Consider the following 17,318-nt stretch of genomic DNA (forward strand, 5'->3'; position numbering starts at 1 on the left):
CTGTCGGTGGCGCGGCGTAGGCTCCGATGTGATGTGACTCACATGGAGGTGACCATGGAAACCCTGCTCGCCATCGGCACGCGCAAGGGCCTCTGGCTCGCGCGAAGCCGGGACAGACGGCACTGGGACGTGTCCGGCCCGCAGTTCCCGATCGCGGACGTGAAGGCGATCGGCATCGACACGCGGCGCGCGACGCCACGACTGTCGGCAGCCGTGCTGAACAGCCATTTCGGGCCCACCGTCGTCACGAGCGACGACCTGGGGGAGACGTGGAGCGAGCCCGACGACGCGCCCGTCTCCTTCCCCGAGGACACCGGGGCCGCGCTGGAGGGCGTGTGGCAGTTCGCATACGGGCCCGAGCCCGACGTCGTGTACGTGGGCGTGGAGCCGACCGCGCTGTTCAAGTCCGTCGACGGCGGCCGGACGTACGAGTTCGTGCGGGGCCTGTGGGACCACCCGCACCGGGAGCACTGGATGCCGGGCGGTGGAGGCAAGGCGCTGCACACGGTGCTGCCCGACCCTCGGAACCCGGCGCGCGTGAACGTCGCTATGTCCACCGGCGGGGTGTACCGCACTGAGGACGGCGGCGAGAGCTGGACAGCGTCGAACAGCGGGATCTTCGCCGAGTTCATGCCGGAGGGACAGCAGTACCCGGAGTACGGCCAATGTGTGCACAAGGTGGCCGTGGACGCCGTGAACCCCGACCGGCAGTACCTGCAGAACCACGGCGGCGTGTACCGGAGCGCCGACGGTGGGCGCAAGTGGGAGTCGATCGCCGAGGGCCTGCCCGCCGACTTCGGGTTCCCGATGGTCGCGCACCCGACGCGGTCCGAGGTGATCTACTCGTTCCCGCTCGAGTCGTCGATGATGCGGTTCCCTCCGCAGGGCCGATGCCGCGTGTACCGCAGCGAGGACGCGGGGAGTTCCTGGACGGCGCTGTCCAAGGGCCTTCCCGACGTCGGCTTCTGGTCGGCAGTGATGCGTGACGCGATGTGCGCGGACAACGCCGACCCGGCCGGCGTGTACTTCGGCTCGCGCTCCGGGGAGGTGTGGGCGAGCGCCGACGAGGGCGACGCGTGGGCGCAGGTGGCAGGCCACCTGCCCGACGTGTTCTGCGTGCGCGCCGCGGTGATCTGAATGGCCTCGGTGGGACTGCCGTCGATGCTGCGCGGGCTGGCCGGCGGGGCGTCGCACGTGGAGGTGGCGGCGGGCACGCTGGGCGCGGCGCTGGACGTGCTGGGAGAGCGGTATCCGGCGCTGGAACGGCGACTGCGGGACGAGCGGGGAGCCCTGCGCCGGTACGTCAACTTCTATGTGGACGGCGAGGAGTGCCGCCGCCTCGCCGGCCCAGCAACCCCGCTGCAACCACACACCGAAGTGGTGATCATCCCCTCAGTAGCCGGCGGCTGACCGAGGAACCCAATCGCAGTGAAGGCCACCATGCCTGCGTTGAACGCAGTGAAGGTGGCCTTCACTGCAGGCGCGGGTGTGGCTGGGAAGTTGTCCACATGGGGGTGGTTGTCCACAGGTTTGGCGGTTGGGGGTTCGCTTTCGTCGCAGTGGTTCTCAAGATCGGTCTGGTGAAGAGAGGACGTTGGGCCGACCACCCCGAGCTGCTGCAACAGCGGAGTCGACTCGGCGTTGTCCGGGTCGCTTCGCTGGAGGCGCTGGGCATGCCGAGCAGCACTGTGTATCGGCGCTGCCTGCCGGACGGACCATGGCGCCGCGTGCTGCCGGGCATCGTGGTCCTCCAGACCTCCCCGCCGACTCAGGAGCAGCGGGTCGTCGCAGCTCTGCTGTTCGCCGGCGGTGAGGCCGTGGTCACCGGCGTGGAGGCTTGCCGGAGGCTCGGGTTCCGAGACGCGGAGCTGCCTGCATCGGCAGGCGTGCACGTGCTGGTCCCACATGAACACAAGCTGCAGAGCAGTGGCTTTCTCACAGTGGAGAGAACCAAGAGGATGCCCACCGCCGTCCCGCGCGGTCGGGTGCCGCTGGCGCCGCCCGTCCGCGCCGTGCTCGATGCCGCACGCCGGATCAGGACCGTCGATCCCGTGGCCAAGCTCCTGATCGAGGCCATCCAGCGTGGGCGTTGCACTACGGAGGCGTTGTCCTACGAACTGGAGCACGGCACGCAGCGTGGCACGGCGATTCCTCGTCGGGTGCTGGCACAGATCGAGCGGCTGCGGTCGGTCGCTGAGTTCCATGCCCGCCGCATCGTTGCTGATGTCGCCGTGCCGCCAACACACTGGAACCACGAGCTCTACGGCCCGGACGACAGCTACGTCGCCTGTCCCGATGCCTGGTGGGACGACGTGGGCCTTGCCTGGGAGGTCGACTCCCTCGACTTCCACTTCTCCGTCGACGGCTACGCGAAAACCTTGGCGAGGAACACTCGGTACGCAGAGGTGGGCGTGACAGTCGTGCAGACGCTGCCCTCCCGGCTGCTGAACGATCCCGCTGCGGTTGTCGCCGAACTGAACGCCGCGTACCAAGCGGCTGCCGCGCGTCCCCGGCCCGCGGTTCGCATCGCGACGGCGGCCTGACGCAGGCTCCCAACCGCAGTGAAGGCCACCTTCACTGCGTTCAACGCAGGCAAGGTGGCCTTCACTGCGGTTAGGAGCAGGCGAAGGGGTTACTGGGCTGCTAGGAGGCGGGCACAGCGGATCAGGCCGATGTGCGAGTACGCCTGCGGGTGGTTGCCCAGCGAGCGTTCCGCGATCGGGTCGTACTGCTCCGGCAGCAGGCCCGTCGGGCCCGCCGCGTCGACCAGCTGCTCGAACAGCTCCTGCGCCTCCGTGCGGCGGCCCGTCAGCAGGTACGCCTCGATCATCCACGCCGCACACAGGTGGAAGCCGCCCTCGCCGCCCGGCAGGCCGTCGTCGCGGTGGTACCGGTAGACCGTCGAGCCGCTGCGCAGCTCGGCCTCGATCGCCGTCACCGTCTGCTGGAACCGCTCGTCCTGCGGGTCGAGCAGCCCGGACAGCCCCACGAACAGCGACGCCGCGTCCAGATCCGTGCCGTCGTAGGCCGTGGTGAACGCCTTGACCTCCGGGTTCCAGCCCTTCTCCAGCACGTCCGCCGCGATCTCGTCGCGCAGCTCCGGCCAGCCCGCCGGGACCGGCCGGTCGTAGATGTCGGCGAGCTTGATCGCCCGGTCCAGCGTCAGCCAGCACATCACCCGCGAGTACACCCGGTGGCGCGGCATGTGCCGCTCCTCCCAGATGCCGTGGTCGGGCTCGTTCCAGCGCCGCTTGACCGCCTCGGCCATCGCGCGCACCATCTGCCAGTCCTCGTCGCGCAGCATGCCGCGCGCCTCCGCCAGCGTGACCACCAACTCGACCACCGGGCCGAACACGTCGAGCTGTACCTGGTGGTTCGCCAGGTTGCCGACGCGCACGGGGCGCGAGCCCTTGTATCCCGGCAGCGAGTCGATCACGGCCTCGGCGCCCAGCTGTGTGCCGGCCAGGGTGTACAGCGGGTGCAGGCGCTCTGGCCCGGCGAGCGTCGACAGCACGCCGTGCAGCCAGCGCAGGAAACCGTCGGCCTCCTCCAGTGAGCCCAGCGTCACCAGCTCACGCACCGTCATGGCGCCGTCGCGGATCCAGCAGTACCGGTAGTCCCAGTTCCGGACGCCGCCGATCTCCTCGGGCAGCGACGTGGTCGCCGCGGCCATCACGCCGCCCGTGTCGGCGTCGGCGAGCCCGCGCAGCGTCAGCGCGGAACGGGCCACCAGTTCCGGCTCCACCGTCGGCAGCTTCAGCGTCATCGCCCACGAGCTCCAGTACTCACCGGCCCTGGCGCGGCGGTCCAGCTCGGGCAGGTCGTGAGGGCCGAGGTCGGTCGTCCCGCAGCGCAGCTCCAGCACCACCGGCCTGCCGGGCTCGGGCTGCACGAGCGCGCTGGCCGTGTCGTGCAGGCCGTCGCTGGTGATCTCCCACTGGACGCCCGGCGCGCGCAGCACGAACGGTTCCGACGTGCCGAGCACCCGCAGGCCGTCCTCCTCCGGCAGCAGCCGCACGGGCACGCCACCGAACTCGGGGCGGGGCGCGAACACGATCGACGCCGCCGCCTCACCCGAGATGACGCGCACGATGTCCGTGCGGTGGGTGGGGCATTCCGGCTCCATGTAGTCGGTGACCAGCAGGCGCGACCAGCGCGTCTCCACCGTCATCGTGTTGGGCAGGTAGCGCTGGCCGAGCGGCAGCCCGTTGCGGTGCGGCTTGATCGAGAAGTGGCCCGCGCTCTCGCCGCCGAGCAGGTCGGCGAACACGGCGGGCGCGTCCGGGCCGGGGTGGCACAGCCAGGTGAGCTTCGCGTCCGGTGTCAGCAGCGCCACGGAGCGTTCGGAGGCGAGCATCGACAGTCGCTCGATCGGCGGAGACTGCTCGCCGTAGAGCCAGTTCCGCCGCTCCTCGAGCATGAACGCGAGCACGGTGGCGACCTGCTCTGGATCGTCCACGTTGTACTGGGCAAGGCTTTCGCCGTCGCCGACCTTGATGCCGAGGTCGGGGCCCGCGAGCCGAGCGAACGCCTTCTCGTCGGTGACGTCGTCGCCGATGAACACGGCCGCCGTGGCGCCCACCTGGTGCCGGAGGGTGTCGAGCGCGGCACCCTTGTTGGTCTGGACAACCGAGAGCTCGACGACCTCCTTGCCGTCGGTGGTCGACACGCCCTCCCACGTGCAAGGTCCATTGTGGACGGCGTCGACGATGCGCTCGGCGTCCTCGCGCGAGGCGCGGCGGACGTGCACGGCGATGCTCGCCGGCTTCACCTCCAGCGACGCGCCCGCGACGCCCTCGATGAGCCGGTCCAGCTCCTCCTCGATGCGGCGGTGCAGGTCGCGGGCCTGCGCGTCGAGCTCGTGGACGAAGCCGATGTCGAACTCGGAGCCGTGGCTGCCGACGAGGTGCACCTCGGAGGGGAGGCGGGACAGGGTGGCGAGGTCACGCAGCGCGCGGCCGGAGATCACGGCCGTGGTGGTCTCGTGGAGGCCGGCGAGTGAGCGCAGCGCTCCGACCGACTCGGAACGAGGGCGTGCCTCGTCCGGATTCTCCATGATCGGCGCCAACGTGCCGTCGTAGTCGCAGGCGACCAGCAGGCGCGGCGTCCGGGCGATCTGCATGATCGCGCGCCGCAGCTCAGCGGGCAGGGCCTCGGCTGTCAACACTCCTCCTCAAGGAGTTCGCAGTGGTCTGGGGAGTCAGGCGGCCGTCTCGGACCCGAGAGCTTCGAGGAACGAGCGCGCCCACCTGTCGACGTCGTGCGTCAGGACCTGACGACGTAAGGCGCGCATCCTACGCCGACCTTCCGCGGGGTCGAGCGTAATAGCCTGTTCCAGCGCATTCTTCACCCCGTCCAGGTCGTGCGGGTTGACCAGGAACGCGCTGCTCAGCTCGGCCGCGGCGCCGGCGAACTCGGACAGGACGAGCGCCCCGCCGAGGTCGTGCCTGCACGCCACGTACTCCTTGCAGACCAGGTTCATGCCGTCACGCAGCGGGGTCACCACCATGACGTCGGCGGCGGAGAAGAACGCCGCGAGCTCCGTCCGGTTGACCGATTGGTGAAGGTAGTGCACGACCGGGTGACCCACGCGGGCGAACTCACCGTTGATGCGGCCCACCATCTGCTCGATCTCCCCGCGCATGCGCTGGTAGTGCTCCACGCGCTCACGGCTCGGGGTGGCGAGCTGGACGAACGTCACGTTCTCGGGCTTGACCCTGCCCTCCTGCAGCAGCTCGTGGAAGGCCTGCAGGCGCAGGTCGATGCCCTTGGTGTAGTCGAGGCGGTCGACGCCGAGGAGGATCGTCTCCGGGTTGCCGAGGTCGCTGCGGACTTGAGCGGCCCGGTCGGCAACGGCCTTGGTGCGGGCGAGCGAGTCGAGCCCTGCGGCGTCGATCGAGATCGGGAACGCGCCGACGCGAACGGTGCGGTCGCCCACCTGCACCATGCCGGGTCTCGAGCGGACGCCGACCGAACCTCTGCTGGGCTCCAGGCCGATCAGCTGCCGGGCCAGCCACAGGAAGTTCTGCGCGCCGCCCGGCCGGTGGAAGCCCACGAGGTCGGCGCCGATGAGCCCGCGCACGATCTCCGCTCGCCACGGCATCTGCATGAACAGCTCGACCGGCGGGAACGGGATGTGCAGGAAGAAGCCGATCCGGAGGTCGGGCCGTAGCTCGCGGAGCATGCTCGGCACGAGCTGGAGCTGGTAGTCCTGCACCCACACGGTGGCGCCCTCGCCCGCCACCGCCGCGCTGGCCTCGGCGAAGCGCCGGTTGACGCGGACGTAGCTCTCCCACCAGCCTCGGTCGAAGATCGGCCTGGCGACCACGTCGTGGTAGAGCGGCCACAGCGTGGCGTTGGAGAAACCCTCGTAGTAGTCGCGGACGTCGGTGGAGGTGAGTGTCACCGGATGGAGGACGAGTCCGTCGTCGCTGAACTCGTCCACCTCGACGTCCGGAACCCCGGGCCAGCCCACCCAGGCCCCCTTGCGGGAGCGAAGGAACGGCTCCAGCGCGGACACGAGACCACCGGGGCTCTGTGTCCAACGCCGAGTGCCGTCTTCAGCACGGTCGAGGTCCACCGGTAACCGGTTGGCGACGACGACGAACTCGGCGCGTGCTTCGGACTTCGTGGCTGTCGCGGGCATGTGAAAACACTATCGCGATGTGCTTACTCCAGACGGCTTCCAGCATCCAGCGGACCGGCCATCCGGGGGCCGGCGAGTTTGCGCTCGAGCCTGCCGAGGCCGGTGCGCAGCGGCTGCGCGAGCCACTCGCCGAGCACCACGCCCGCGGCCAGTGCCAGGCCGATTGCGACCGCCTCCATGAGCTGGGTCGCCGTGCCGAAGTCCGCCAGCTGCGACAGGCCGCGGTACGTCGCGAAACCGGGAAGCAGTGGCGTGATGCCGGACACAGCGACCACGAGCGGGGTCACCCGCAGCCTGCGGGCGAGCACGCCGCCGCCGAGACCCACCAGGGTGGCGGCGAGGGCGGAGGCGATGATCTGGCTGGAGTCCGTCATCGTCAGCGCCCCGTAGGCACCCGCGCCCACGGCGCCCGCCGCCGCCGCAACCGCCATCGGGCGCAGGCTGGAGTACGACGCGAGGGCGAAGCACGCGGCCGCGCCGCTACCGGCGAGGATCACGATGGGCAGGTTCACGGCCGTGAGCGCGTCGATCGCGGGGATCGGCGTGCGCTCGACGCCGAGGCGTTCCGCGAGCCCGATCGCCGCCGCGACGCCGGTTATCAGCCCGGCACTCATCAGCGCGACCTCGAGACTTCGGCCCGCCGCCGTGACGTAGTAGCCGGTGATCGCGTCCTGCACCGCCGACACCGTGGAGAGCCCGGAGAGGAGCACGGTCAGTGCCGCGGCGACCACGAGCGTCGGCCGGTCCTCGGGGATGATGTCGAGGTTGACGAAGGTGATCGCCGCCAGCGTGGCGACGAACCCGCCGACCACCTGCTGGAAGAAGAACGGCAGCGACAGCTTGTTCAGGATGCGGCCGACGCGGTCGACGACGGCGCTGATCACGAACGCGACCATCGCCGCCCAGCCCGAGGCGCCCAGCAGCAGTGAGATCGAGGCCGCCATGCCGCCCCAGGCAAGGGTGGACACCCAGCGCGGGTACGGGTGCTTCGCGTTGGTGATGCGGTGCAGCTCGGCGTAGCCCTCCTCCGCGCTGATCGTGTTGCGCAGGAGCCGCTGCACGAGGCGCTCGGTGTCGGAGAGCCGCGTGTAGTCGAGGCTGCGCGCGCGGACCACGCGCACCGCCGTCACGGGTGAGAGGTCGCTGCCTCGATGGCAGCTGACGGTGATGGACGTGAAAATGACGTCCACCTCACAGTGGGGTAGACCGAGGGCGCGTGTCAGGGCAAGGATCGTCGCGGTCACGTCGGAGGCGCCCGCGCCGCTGGCCATCTGGACCTCGCCGATGCGGACGACGAGGTCGAGGACCAGATGCAGGGTCGCTTCGTCGGGGAGTTCGGGGCCCATGGTCGCGGGGGGCTCGACCACGGGAAGCTCGCCGGTCGGCGCTTCGAGGATGTGCCAGGCTCGCTGGCGCAGCATGCGGCCGCGCTGTTGCCGTGGGACTCGCTTCTCTGCCCGCTCCTCGGCCGGTGCTTCCAGGATCTGCCACGCGTGCCGGCGGTTCAGCGCCGTTTTCGCGCGCGGCCGTAGTTTCATCAGCCACCTCCTTACTGGTTTCCCGCGCGTAGCATCGACCGGCGCGCTCCGGCCGTTGCATGCTGACCACCGTGGCGTCCGCCACGTTTTTCGTTGACCGCGACCGGCGACCAATCTAACTTTCCGCCGGCCGTGCGGCAGTCGGGCGAACACGCGCGGCCGGGCGCTCTCGGGCGAGCCGGTGGCGGATATAGTGGGCCCGCGCTCGTGTGTCCGCGAGCCAGGCCGGTATAGCTCAGTTGGTAGAGCAGCTGTCTTGTAAACAGCAGGTCGCAGGTTCGAGTCCTGTTGCCGGCTCCATCCAGATTACGTTCTGACGTGGGAAAACGTGCCCAGTTGACCTGTGACGTGCACCCTCTGCGCTGAGGTCCCGAAGTCCGCGCGGCTTCGTCAGGAGGTCGCGCGGTCCTCACCGGGTTGGAGCCGCCGCGAGCTGAACGCCGGCCGGCTCACTGTCCTTTCCGTCTTGTCCGCTCCAGAAGTTCCTTCGCGCCGTCGATCTCACGCTCGACGTCGGGGCGCAGTGCCCGGCGCAGGAGCGGCTCGGTCAGCCAGCGCAGCGCGGGCGGGAAGCCGATCTCGATCGACCTGGTCACTTTCGTGCCGTCCTCCGCGGGCTCGCAGACGAAGCTCGCCGCGAAGGTGGAGAGCCTGCGGACGAGGCGGTTGTGCGGCGGCGGGGCGTACTCGATGTCGACCCGCTCGCCCGGGGTGAGTCGCATCCGCGAGACGACCTTCGGCGCGGGCCCCGGCAGGCCGGGCAGCCGCGAACGGAACTTGAACTGCGTGATGTCTCCGTCGCGGCGCACCCAGTCGATGCGTCCCAGCTTGTCGTCGATCTGCGCGTACCGCTCGGCGTCCATCACCAGCGCGAGGAATTCCTCTGGCGTGCACCGGACGGTCCGCTCCACCGTCACTCGAGCCATGGTAAGAGAGTACTCTCTTTCTATGGCTCGAACAACGCCCGGCGAGACGCGACAGCGCATCCTCGACGAGGCCATCAGGCTCTTCGCCAGCCGCGGCTACGACGCGACGTCGGTCGTGGACATCCAGGTCGCCTGCGGGCTCACGCGTGGATCCGGCGCGCTCTACAAGCACTTCCCCTCGAAGAAGGCGCTGCTCGAACACGCCGTCACGCGCAACGTCGAGACGCTCGCGAGGAAGCACGCCGAGGCGGTAGCCGAACTACCCGCGGACCCGAGGGAGGCGCTGAAGCTCCTCGCGGACGTCGTGTGGACGGTCATGGACAGCGAACGGGACCTGATCAGGATCATGATCCGCGAGTTCGGTGGCTTCCCGGAGCTGTTCGAGCGGATGTGGCAGGGCGTGCTCGCCCACCTCTACCGCGTCTGCGGCGAGTGGATCGCCGGACTGTGCGAGCGGGGCGAGGCGGAGGTGGCCGATCCGGACGCGACGGCGGCCGTGCTCCTCGCGTCGCTGACCTACTACCCGATCCTCGACACGCTCATCGGCCACACGCCCGGCGACACGGACCCCGAGCGGTTCCTCGCCGCGTGGTTCGACCATGCGGCTGCGGCGCTCCGGCTCGACCAATCGAACTCGACCGCCGGTGGGCCCCGCTGACGCCCCGGACCCGGGAGGCTTCCTCGAGCGGTTCAACCGGAACAGAGCCTCACCACACCGACCAGCCGCCGTCGACGACCCATTCGGCACCGGTGACGAACGCGGCGTCGTCGGAAGCGAGGAACTCCACCACGGCGGCGACGTCGTCGGGAGTGCCGAGCCGCCGCAACGGCGTCGCGTCACACAACAGCTGGGCCAGCTCGGGACTGACGTCGTGCTCGGGAGTCTTGATCATGCCGGGCGCGACGGTGTTGACGCGGACGTTCCAGCGAGCGGCGACGACCGCGAACTCGCGAGTCAGCGCCGCCAGCCCGCGCCCGACGTTGACCACGGAGCCGCCGGTGTGCCCCGCCTGCTCCATGGCCCATCCGCAAAGTGCCCGGACGGTTCGTGGGTCTTCGTGAGGCCCGACGTTGACGAGAAGCGCGATGCTCTCGGTCATGCTCGTCGCGAGGGAGGTCAACCTGTGCCTGCCGTCCTGGCTCGCGACGTCACATGGGCACACCGCGATCGTGCAGGCGGATGCCGAGGTCGACTTGGCCGTCATCGTCAGCTCGGTCTCGTCGGGTCCGGCTACCAGGCAGTCCCACCCGGACTCGGCCAGCCTGAGCGCGATCGCGCGGCCGAGGTAGTGGCCGCCATCGGTCACCACGGCGAGCCTTCCGGGCGGGGAGTCCCGGCTGGAACGCAACGGCGCGTCCTGCGGGCATCGGTCGCGCATGGGGCTCCTCGGGAACGCGGGATTCCGGGCCGATGCCACAGTGTTCCCGTGCGCGACTGCCGAGGGCAGGAGCCGCCTTCCGCTGGCAGGTCAGCGGGTTCACCCACATGAGCGGTTAGACGGTTGCCGCCCCGGGGCATCGGGCACTCGCTCAGTACCTGGATCCCCATCGGGTCAGTGACAACGGCAACCGAGAGGAACCGTGATCATGACCCACACCATGAGGCCGGACGATCTTGTCGACAGCACGGTCGTCGACCAGCGCGGAAGCAAGATCGGCAAGGTGGGCACCGTCTACCTCGCCGACGACACACACGAGCCCGAATGGGTCACGGTGCGGACCGGCATGTTCGGACAGAAGGAGAGCTTCGTGCCTCTCCGTGGCGCCAGCCTCGACTCCGACGGGCTCCACGTCCAGGTCGCGAAGGACAAGGTGTCCGACGCGCCGAGGATCGACGCCGACGGGCACCTCTCGCAGGAGGAGAGCGTCGAGCTCTACCGCTACTACGACCTGCCCGCGCCTCGTAGCACCATGGAGAACGCCCGCCGTGGCAAGGACGAGCGCCAGTCGATGGCAGGCATGCAGGGCATGGGCACGCGCTCCGACACCGGGCTGTCCAACCAGTCGGGCCAGGCGCCCGAGTCCATGCCACAGACCGGCCCCAGCGGCAGGCACGCGGCCGCCCAGCAGACCGGGCAGGCGACCGGACAGACGACCGCGCGGTCCGGTCAGCAGGCCCAGGGCCAGCGCATGGCGGGCGCCGACAGCCTGCGCGGCCAGCAGCGGGACCGTTCGAGTGCCACCGCCGGCGAGACGATGACGCGCAGCGAGGAGCAGCTCAAGGTCTCCACCGAGCAGGTCGAGACCGGCCGCGTGCGCCTGCGTAAGCACGTCGTCACGGAGGAGCAGCGGGTGAGCGTGCCCGTCAGCCACGAGGAGGTGCGGATCGAGCGCGAGCCGATCACCGACGGCGTCCACGACGGCAAGGCCAAGATCGGCGAGGAGGAGCAGGAGGTCGTCCTGCACGCCGAGCGCCCCGTCGTGAAGAAGGAGACGGTGCCGGTGGAGCGTGTGCGCATCGGCACCGAGCAGGTCACCGAGGAGCAGACCATCACCGACGAGGTCCGCAAGGAGCAGATCGAGGTCGACGACGACTCCGCCAAGAAGGACCGCCGGCAGCACTGAGGTCCGCGTCCTCGACGGTGCACGGCCCCGGCCGTGCACCGTGCGCCTAGGCTGCCGTTGACGGTACGACAACCTGGCGTGAGAGGACACGGATGCTGGACTTGCTGCTGCGTGACGTGCGGGCGCTGACCCTGACCGGCGACCGGCCCCGCGCGCACACGGTCGGCGTGCTGAACGGACGAATCGTCGGGGTGGACGAGGAGGTCGAGGGGCTGACCGCGCGGCACGTCGTCGATGGCGACGGCGCCGTGCTCACGCCCGGCTTCGCCGACGCGCACAACCACATGGTGTGGTTCGGCCTTTCGCTGGCGGAGCTGGACCTTTCGGTCTGCCGCACGCCGGAGGAGGTCTACGACGCGGTCGCGGCGCGGGCGGCGAACCTGCCGTCCAACGGCTGGGTCATCGGCTCCGGCTACGACGACTTCGTGCTCGGCGGGCATCCCGACCGCGCCGCGCTCGACCGGGCCGGTGGCGGCAGGCCGGTGTGGCTGAAGCACCGTTCGGCGCACATGTGCGTTGCGAGCAGTGCCATCCTCGCGCAGGCCGGGGTGCTGGACGGCTCCGCGACGGTGCCCGAGGGCGGCGTCGTGGAGCTCGACGACGACGGCGCGCCGACGGGCCTGCTCGCCGAGCAGGCGCAGCAGCTGGTCGACGCGCTCGTGAAGCCGTACCCCGTCGAGGAGCTGGTGGAGGCTATCGACCGGGCGGCGCGCGTCTACGTCGCCGAGGGCCTCACCCACGTCACCGAGGCCGGGATCGGTGGTGGCTGGATCGGGCACAGCCCGGCGGAGGCCGCGGCCTACCAGGTGGCGCGACAGCGCGGGCTCCTGCCGCTGCGGGTGGAGCTCATGCCCGCCAGCGAGGTGCTGCACCCGCTGCACGGCGACGCCTTCGGCCTCGATCTGGGTCTGCGCACGGGTTTCGGCGACGACTTCCTGCGCATCGGGCCGATGAAGATCTTCACCGACGGCGCGCTGTCGAGCCGCACCGCCGCGGTCACGGAGCCGTTCTGCGGGCACGGCGGGCTGGGCGTGCTCGGCGACGACCCCGACGTGCTGCGCGAACGCATGCTCGCCGCGCACAGGGGTGGCTGGCGCATCGCCGCGCACGCGATCGGGGACCGCGCGATCGACCTCACGCTCGACACCTTCGAGGAGGCCCAGCGCGTGCTGCCGAGGCCCGGCGTGCGGCACCGCATCGAGCACGCCGCGATGGTGCGTCCCGAGCAGCTCGCGAGGATGGCCGCGCTCGACGTCGTCCCGGTGCCGCAGGCCCGGTTCCTGTACGAGATCGGCGACACGATGGCCGAGGCGATCGGCGAGGACCGGGTGCCGTGGCTCTACCGGCACAAGTCCTTTGTGGACGTCGGGCTGCGGGTGCCCGGCAGCTCCGACCGGCCGTGCGTTTCGGCCGGAGCGCCGCTGCTCGGTATCCGCTCGATGGTCGAGCGCACCACCAAGGCCGGTGCGGTCCTGAGCGCCGACGAGCGGGTGGACGCCGAGGAGGCGCTGCGGGCATACACCCTCCATTCGGCCTACGCGGCCGGTCAGGAGCACGAGCGAGGCCACCTCGCGGCGGGAGCGTTCGCGGACATGGTGCTCCTCGATGACGACCCCACCACCGTGCCCAGCGAGCGGATCGGCGACATCGGCGTGCTGGCGACGTTCGTCGCGGGCCGCGCCGTGCACGGGGCGGAGAAGTTCGGGAACGCGCCGAGCTGAGCGTCAGGGAAGCGGGATCGGCAGCCGCTCGAAGGCGATCGTCTCGTAGCTGCCGCCGATCCCGGTCTCGTAGAGCAGGCCGACGGTGCGCGCGTCGAGCTGCACCAGATCGGAGTACGCGGCGGGCGCGTCGGACACGGTGTGCGCCGTCCGCCACGTGCGGCCCCGGTCGTCGCTGACCCGGACACTCATCGCGCGACGAGCGTCCGGATCGGACGGTCCGGCGAACAGCAGCACGTCACCCCTGGACGTCTGCAACACGCTGCCCTGCACGCGAGGGCCCGCGAGCCCGGGCTGCTCGCGGTAGGGCGCGTCGAGCGTCTCGCCGCCGTCGCTGCTGTAGGCGTCGAGGCGATGTGCGGGCGATTCGCCCTGGTCGCGGCTGTTGAAGTACAGCCTGCCGTCGGGCAGTTCGGCGACGGTGGTCTCGTTGGCGGCGATCCAGCCGTCGGTGCGGGTGTCGGTGAAGCCGATGCGCCACGTGTGCCCGCCGTCGTCGCTGAGCAGGCAGTGCCCGCCGTAGTACTTCGCCTCGGCCCCGGTGTCGGGTGAGCCCGCCTGCGGCGAGGCGGAGTGGTTGGCGGGCACCACGATGCGGCCCACGTGCTTGCCGTGCCGCAGCTGGATGGCGTGGCAGGGGCCGGTGGCGTACCAGCGCCAGCCGGGTTCCTTCGCCTCCGCCGTGATCTCCCTCGCCGGGGAGAACGTGTGCCCGTCATCGGTGCTGCGCTGCACGAACACCCTTCTGGTGTCCTCTTCGGACACCGTGCCCTCCATGATCTCCCGTTCGGTCACGCGGCCGTTGCGGGTGGTGAGCAGGACGATCTCGCCATTGCTCAGCACGACCGGGGCCGGGTTGCCCGCGGTGGCGTCGCCATTGCTCGACACCACGGAGAGCGGCCCCCACGTGCGCCCGCCGTCGGCGGAGCGGCGCAGCACCACCTCGATCGCACCGGTGTCGCCTGCCGACTCGACGCGACCCTCCGCGAACGCGAGCAGTTCGCCGGAGGTCGTGCGGACGAGCGCGGGGATGCGAAAGGTGTGGTAGCCCTCGGTGCCCGACGTGAACGGCACCGACGCGGCGCGGGTCGCCGCGGTGGCGGATGGTGCAAGCGCGAGGCCGGCCACGGTGGCTCCGGCGAGGGAGAGGGCGGTGCGGCGGGATACGGCGGGCATCGACAGCCTCCTTGCTGCGGGGCGAGGAGCTAGACATAGGACGTCCTATCTAGGAACCTAGAGTGGTTCGCGGACGGTGGTCAAGATCCGAATTGGTCTCGACGAATGGCGTCGGCGAGCTCTAGCGTGGCCAGGCGATCGAAGGAGGCGCCAGCATGCGGGAGGACGTTCGCGCGCTGCTCGACGGGCTCGACGCGCAGCACGGGGACATCGAACGGGCGGCGACCCTGGTGCTCGAAGCCGTGGCGGGCGACGGCCTCGTCTACGCCGCCGGTGCCGGGCATTCCCTGGCGATGGTGTGCGAGACGTTCTACCGCGCGGGCGGGCTCGCCGCGGTCCGGCCGCTGTGGGATCCGCAGGTGCTGCCGCTGATGGGGGCGCTGCGCAGCTCGGGCGCGGAGCGGGAGCCGGGGCGCGGGCGGGCGTTGATCGAGGCGACGGCGCCGACGCCCGCCGACGTGGTGGTCGTGTTCTCGACGAGCGGACGCAACCCATACCCGGTGGAGATCGCGCAGACGGCGCTGGCGAGGGGCGTCCCGGTGATCGCGGTGACGTCGCTGGCGGCATCGGCACAGGCGAGCGACCGGTCCGGCACGCGGCTCTCCGACCACGCGACGGTGGTGCTCGACACCGGGGTGCCGCCGGGCGACGTGGTGCATCCGGCTGCCTCACCTCGGACGGCGGCGGTGTCGACGATCCTCGGCGCGTACCTGTGGTCGGCGTTGCTCGCGGCTCTCGACGGGCTCGCCGAGGAAAGGGGCGTGGTGCTGCCGCTGTGGACGAGCGCGAACGTGCCTGGTGGCGACGAGCGCAACGCGGAGCTGGTCGCCCGGTATGCGGACCGGATTCCGGAGCTGAACCTCGGGCTCTAGCCGCCGTCGGGAACGGGCGACTCGCCGTCGGGAGCGGGGGACTCGCGGTCGGGAGCGGGGGACTCGCGGTCGGGAGCGGGGGACTCGCGGTCGGGAGCGGGGGACTCGCGGTCGGGAGCGGGGGACTCGCGATGAGTTTGCGCGGTTCCGTCTGTCTGTACTCCTGACGGAGGTGGGCGATGGGCGACGGGTTGGACCTGCTCGAACGGGCGATCGGCTACACACTCGGGAGCCTGCGCCTGGTCAGCCTCGATGCGCTGCCCCGGGCGACACCGTGCCGGCTCTGGGACCTCGGCGACCTGCTCGGGCACCTGGACGACTCGCTGCTCGCGTTGTCCGAGGCCGCGGACCTCGGCGTCGTCGCGCTCGATCCGCCCGGCCGAGCCCACCCTGCCGACCTCGTGGGCGCGCTGCGCGAGCGGGCCTGTCACCTCATGGGTGAGTGGACCGCCACCGGGGGCGCGGGCACGATCTCCGTCGCGGGCAGTCCGCTGCCCGGCGACCTCGTCGCGGGTGCCGGTGCAATCGAGGTCGCCGTGCATGGCTGGGACGTCGCCCGCGCCTGCGACACGGACCGGCCCATCCCGCGAGCCCTCGCGCGCGAGCTGCTGGAGCTCTCGCCGCTGTTCGTCAGCGGTGCCGACCGGCCCGCGCGGTTCGCCGCGCCGGTCGCGGTCTCACCGCTGGCCGGCGCCTGCGACCGGCTGTTGGCCTTCCTCGGCCGAGACCCCGGCTGACGGGTGCGTGAGCGGCAGGCCGAACAGCTCGAACAGCCGCGTGTCCATGAAGTTGGCGACGTGGCTGATCCCGCCGCGGGTCAGCGTGAGCACCTGCAGCGTGAAGGCGCGGAAGTCACCGCTCTCGGGGTCCCGCAGGTACTGGGCGAACGCGGGCTGCCCGTTGGCCTCGACCGGCACCATGAGCACGCCACCCGGGCGGGCCGGGCAGCGCTCGGCCAGGTGCGTGCCCACGTCGGTGGCGCCGGAATACCAGGACGCGAAGGGCGGCATCTCCCACACGATGTCGGCGGTGAACAGCTCGACGAGCGCGGTGACGTCCTTGCGCTCGAACGCGTCGACGTACTTCTCGAGCAGCTCGCGTTGCTCCGCCGCGGCCGGCTCCTCGACGTCGTCCGGCGTCGGTGACGCCTGCGCGAGCTGGGCGCGGGCCCGCTGCAGGATGCTGTTGACGGCCGTGGTGGTGACGCCGACGGCCTCGGCGACCTCGGCCGCCCGCCACTTGAGCACGTCGCGCAGGATCAGGACCGCCCGCTGCCGGGGTGGCAGGTGCTGCAGCGCCGCGACGAGTGCGAGGCGGATGCTCTCCCGCTCGGTGACGATCGTGGCGGGGTCGCTCTGCGCGGTGCCCGCCAGCGCGTCGGGGATCGGCTCCAACCACGGAACCTCCGGCCGGTCGGCGAGGTCGTCGCCGGGATCGGCGCTGCCGCCGCCGAGCCCGGTGGGCATGGGGCGTTTGCTCCTGCTCTCCAGCGCCGTCAGGCACGCCGTGGTGGCGATGCGGTGCAGCCAGGTGCGCAGCGACGAGCGGCCCTCGAACCTGTCGTAGGCCCGCCAGGCGCGCAGGTACGTCTCCTGCACCAGATCCTCGGCGTCGTGTGCCGAGCCGAGCATGCGGTAGCAGTGCGCGAGCAGCTCCCGCCGGAACGGATCCGCCTGGCGCAGGAACTCGTCGTCCACCTTGGTGTGCGGCATGGCCGTGCCCTTTCGCTGCATCGAGGTCCTCATCCTGACAGACCCCACCGACAGGAAGAACTAATCGCGAGGGCCGTCGATGAGCTCGGGCTCGCCATCCGACCCATCCGCAGTGAAGGCCACCTTCACTGCGTTGGGCGCAGGCATGGTGGCCTTCACTGC

At 70.8% G+C, this 17,318-nt stretch carries 15 protein-coding genes and 1 tRNA gene; 9 read left to right on the forward strand and 7 right to left on the reverse strand.

The features are described from left to right. Window positions 1–54 precede the first annotated feature (54 nt). The 3 genes from FCN18_RS18495 to FCN18_RS18505 all read left to right on the forward strand — a co-directional run bounded on the left by FCN18_RS18495 (window position 55) and on the right by FCN18_RS18505 (window position 2,543). Window positions 55–1,137 (forward strand): WD40/YVTN/BNR-like repeat-containing protein, encoded by a 1,083-nt coding sequence (locus FCN18_RS18495; RefSeq protein ID WP_137095696.1) that lies wholly within the window; start codon window positions 55–57, stop codon window positions 1,135–1,137. Continuing rightward, on the forward strand, window positions 1,138–1,410 hold the full coding sequence (locus FCN18_RS18500; protein ID WP_112264824.1) for a MoaD/ThiS family protein: 273 nt from the start codon (window positions 1,138–1,140) through the stop codon (window positions 1,408–1,410). Between the two features lie 98 nt (window positions 1,411–1,508). Beyond that, the gene (locus tag FCN18_RS18505) at window positions 1,509–2,543 is read left to right on the forward strand and encodes a hypothetical protein (RefSeq protein ID WP_323808364.1); all 1,035 of its coding nucleotides are present in this window, start codon (window positions 1,509–1,511) and stop codon (window positions 2,541–2,543) included. 89 nt (window positions 2,544–2,632) lie between these two features. Here FCN18_RS18505 and otsB read toward each other — a convergent pair whose 3' ends face one another. From otsB to FCN18_RS18520, 3 genes are read right to left on the reverse strand one after another with little or no spacing between them, the layout of a single operon-like run. Further along, window positions 2,633–5,164 (reverse strand): trehalose-phosphatase, encoded by a 2,532-nt coding sequence (gene otsB, locus FCN18_RS18510; protein WP_112264822.1) that lies wholly within the window; start codon window positions 5,162–5,164, stop codon window positions 2,633–2,635. Between the two features lie 36 nt (window positions 5,165–5,200). Then, window positions 5,201–6,646 carry an alpha,alpha-trehalose-phosphate synthase (UDP-forming) gene (locus FCN18_RS18515; RefSeq protein WP_112264820.1) on the reverse strand — a complete coding sequence of 482 codons (1,446 nt, stop codon included), beginning with the start codon at window positions 6,644–6,646 and terminating at the stop codon, window positions 5,201–5,203. Between the two features lie 23 nt (window positions 6,647–6,669). Next, window positions 6,670–8,184: a threonine/serine exporter family protein gene (locus FCN18_RS18520; RefSeq protein ID WP_112264819.1), complete on the reverse strand. Its 1,515-nt coding sequence runs from the start codon at window positions 8,182–8,184 to the stop codon at window positions 6,670–6,672. Between the two features lie 224 nt (window positions 8,185–8,408). Between FCN18_RS18520 and FCN18_RS18525 the strand changes: the two genes are divergently transcribed. Beyond that, window positions 8,409–8,484, forward strand: a tRNA-Thr gene (locus FCN18_RS18525). A 149-nt stretch (window positions 8,485–8,633) separates the two neighbouring features. Here FCN18_RS18525 and FCN18_RS18530 read toward each other — a convergent pair. Then, entirely contained in the window at window positions 8,634–9,110 is a 477-nt protein-coding gene (locus tag FCN18_RS18530; protein WP_113643160.1) for an SRPBCC family protein, read from the reverse strand. A gap of 22 nt (window positions 9,111–9,132) precedes the next feature. Between FCN18_RS18530 and FCN18_RS18535 the strand changes: the two genes are divergently transcribed. Next, a complete protein-coding gene (locus tag FCN18_RS18535) occupies window positions 9,133–9,768 on the forward strand; it encodes a TetR/AcrR family transcriptional regulator (protein ID WP_137095697.1) in 636 nt (211 codons plus the stop codon). A 49-nt stretch (window positions 9,769–9,817) separates the two neighbouring features. Here FCN18_RS18535 and FCN18_RS18540 read toward each other — a convergent pair whose 3' ends face one another. After that, entirely contained in the window at window positions 9,818–10,489 is a 672-nt protein-coding gene (locus FCN18_RS18540) for an SDR family NAD(P)-dependent oxidoreductase (protein WP_137095698.1), read from the reverse strand. A 208-nt stretch (window positions 10,490–10,697) separates the two neighbouring features. On the opposite strand from FCN18_RS18540, the gene FCN18_RS18545 reads away from it, so the two are divergent. Further along, window positions 10,698–11,675: a DUF2382 domain-containing protein gene (locus FCN18_RS18545; RefSeq protein WP_137095699.1), complete on the forward strand. Its 978-nt coding sequence runs from the start codon at window positions 10,698–10,700 to the stop codon at window positions 11,673–11,675. A gap of 92 nt (window positions 11,676–11,767) precedes the next feature. Beyond that, the gene (locus FCN18_RS18550) at window positions 11,768–13,396 is read left to right on the forward strand and encodes an amidohydrolase (RefSeq protein WP_137095700.1); all 1,629 of its coding nucleotides are present in this window, start codon (window positions 11,768–11,770) and stop codon (window positions 13,394–13,396) included. A gap of 3 nt (window positions 13,397–13,399) precedes the next feature. Here FCN18_RS18550 and FCN18_RS18555 read toward each other — a convergent pair whose 3' ends face one another. Next, the gene (locus FCN18_RS18555; protein ID WP_113643155.1) at window positions 13,400–14,572 is read right to left on the reverse strand and encodes a sialidase family protein; all 1,173 of its coding nucleotides are present in this window, start codon (window positions 14,570–14,572) and stop codon (window positions 13,400–13,402) included. 155 nt (window positions 14,573–14,727) lie between these two features. On the opposite strand from FCN18_RS18555, the gene FCN18_RS18560 reads away from it, so the two are divergent. Further along, a complete protein-coding gene (locus tag FCN18_RS18560) occupies window positions 14,728–15,444 on the forward strand; it encodes an SIS domain-containing protein (RefSeq protein ID WP_113643154.1) in 717 nt (238 codons plus the stop codon). Between the two features lie 179 nt (window positions 15,445–15,623). Next, window positions 15,624–16,181 carry a TIGR03086 family metal-binding protein gene (locus tag FCN18_RS18565; RefSeq protein WP_137095701.1) on the forward strand — a complete coding sequence of 186 codons (558 nt, stop codon included), beginning with the start codon at window positions 15,624–15,626 and terminating at the stop codon, window positions 16,179–16,181. On the opposite strand, the gene FCN18_RS18570 is transcribed toward FCN18_RS18565, so the two are convergent. Next, the gene (locus tag FCN18_RS18570) at window positions 16,122–17,177 is read right to left on the reverse strand and encodes a sigma-70 family RNA polymerase sigma factor (protein WP_112266581.1); all 1,056 of its coding nucleotides are present in this window, start codon (window positions 17,175–17,177) and stop codon (window positions 16,122–16,124) included. The two genes, FCN18_RS18565 and FCN18_RS18570, sit on opposite strands and share 60 nt — an antisense overlap. Between the last annotated feature and the right edge of the window lie 141 nt (window positions 17,178–17,318).

The sequence above is a fragment of the Prauserella endophytica genome (assembly GCF_005146945.1).
Taxonomy (GTDB): domain Bacteria; phylum Actinomycetota; class Actinomycetes; order Mycobacteriales; family Pseudonocardiaceae; genus Prauserella_A; species Prauserella_A endophytica.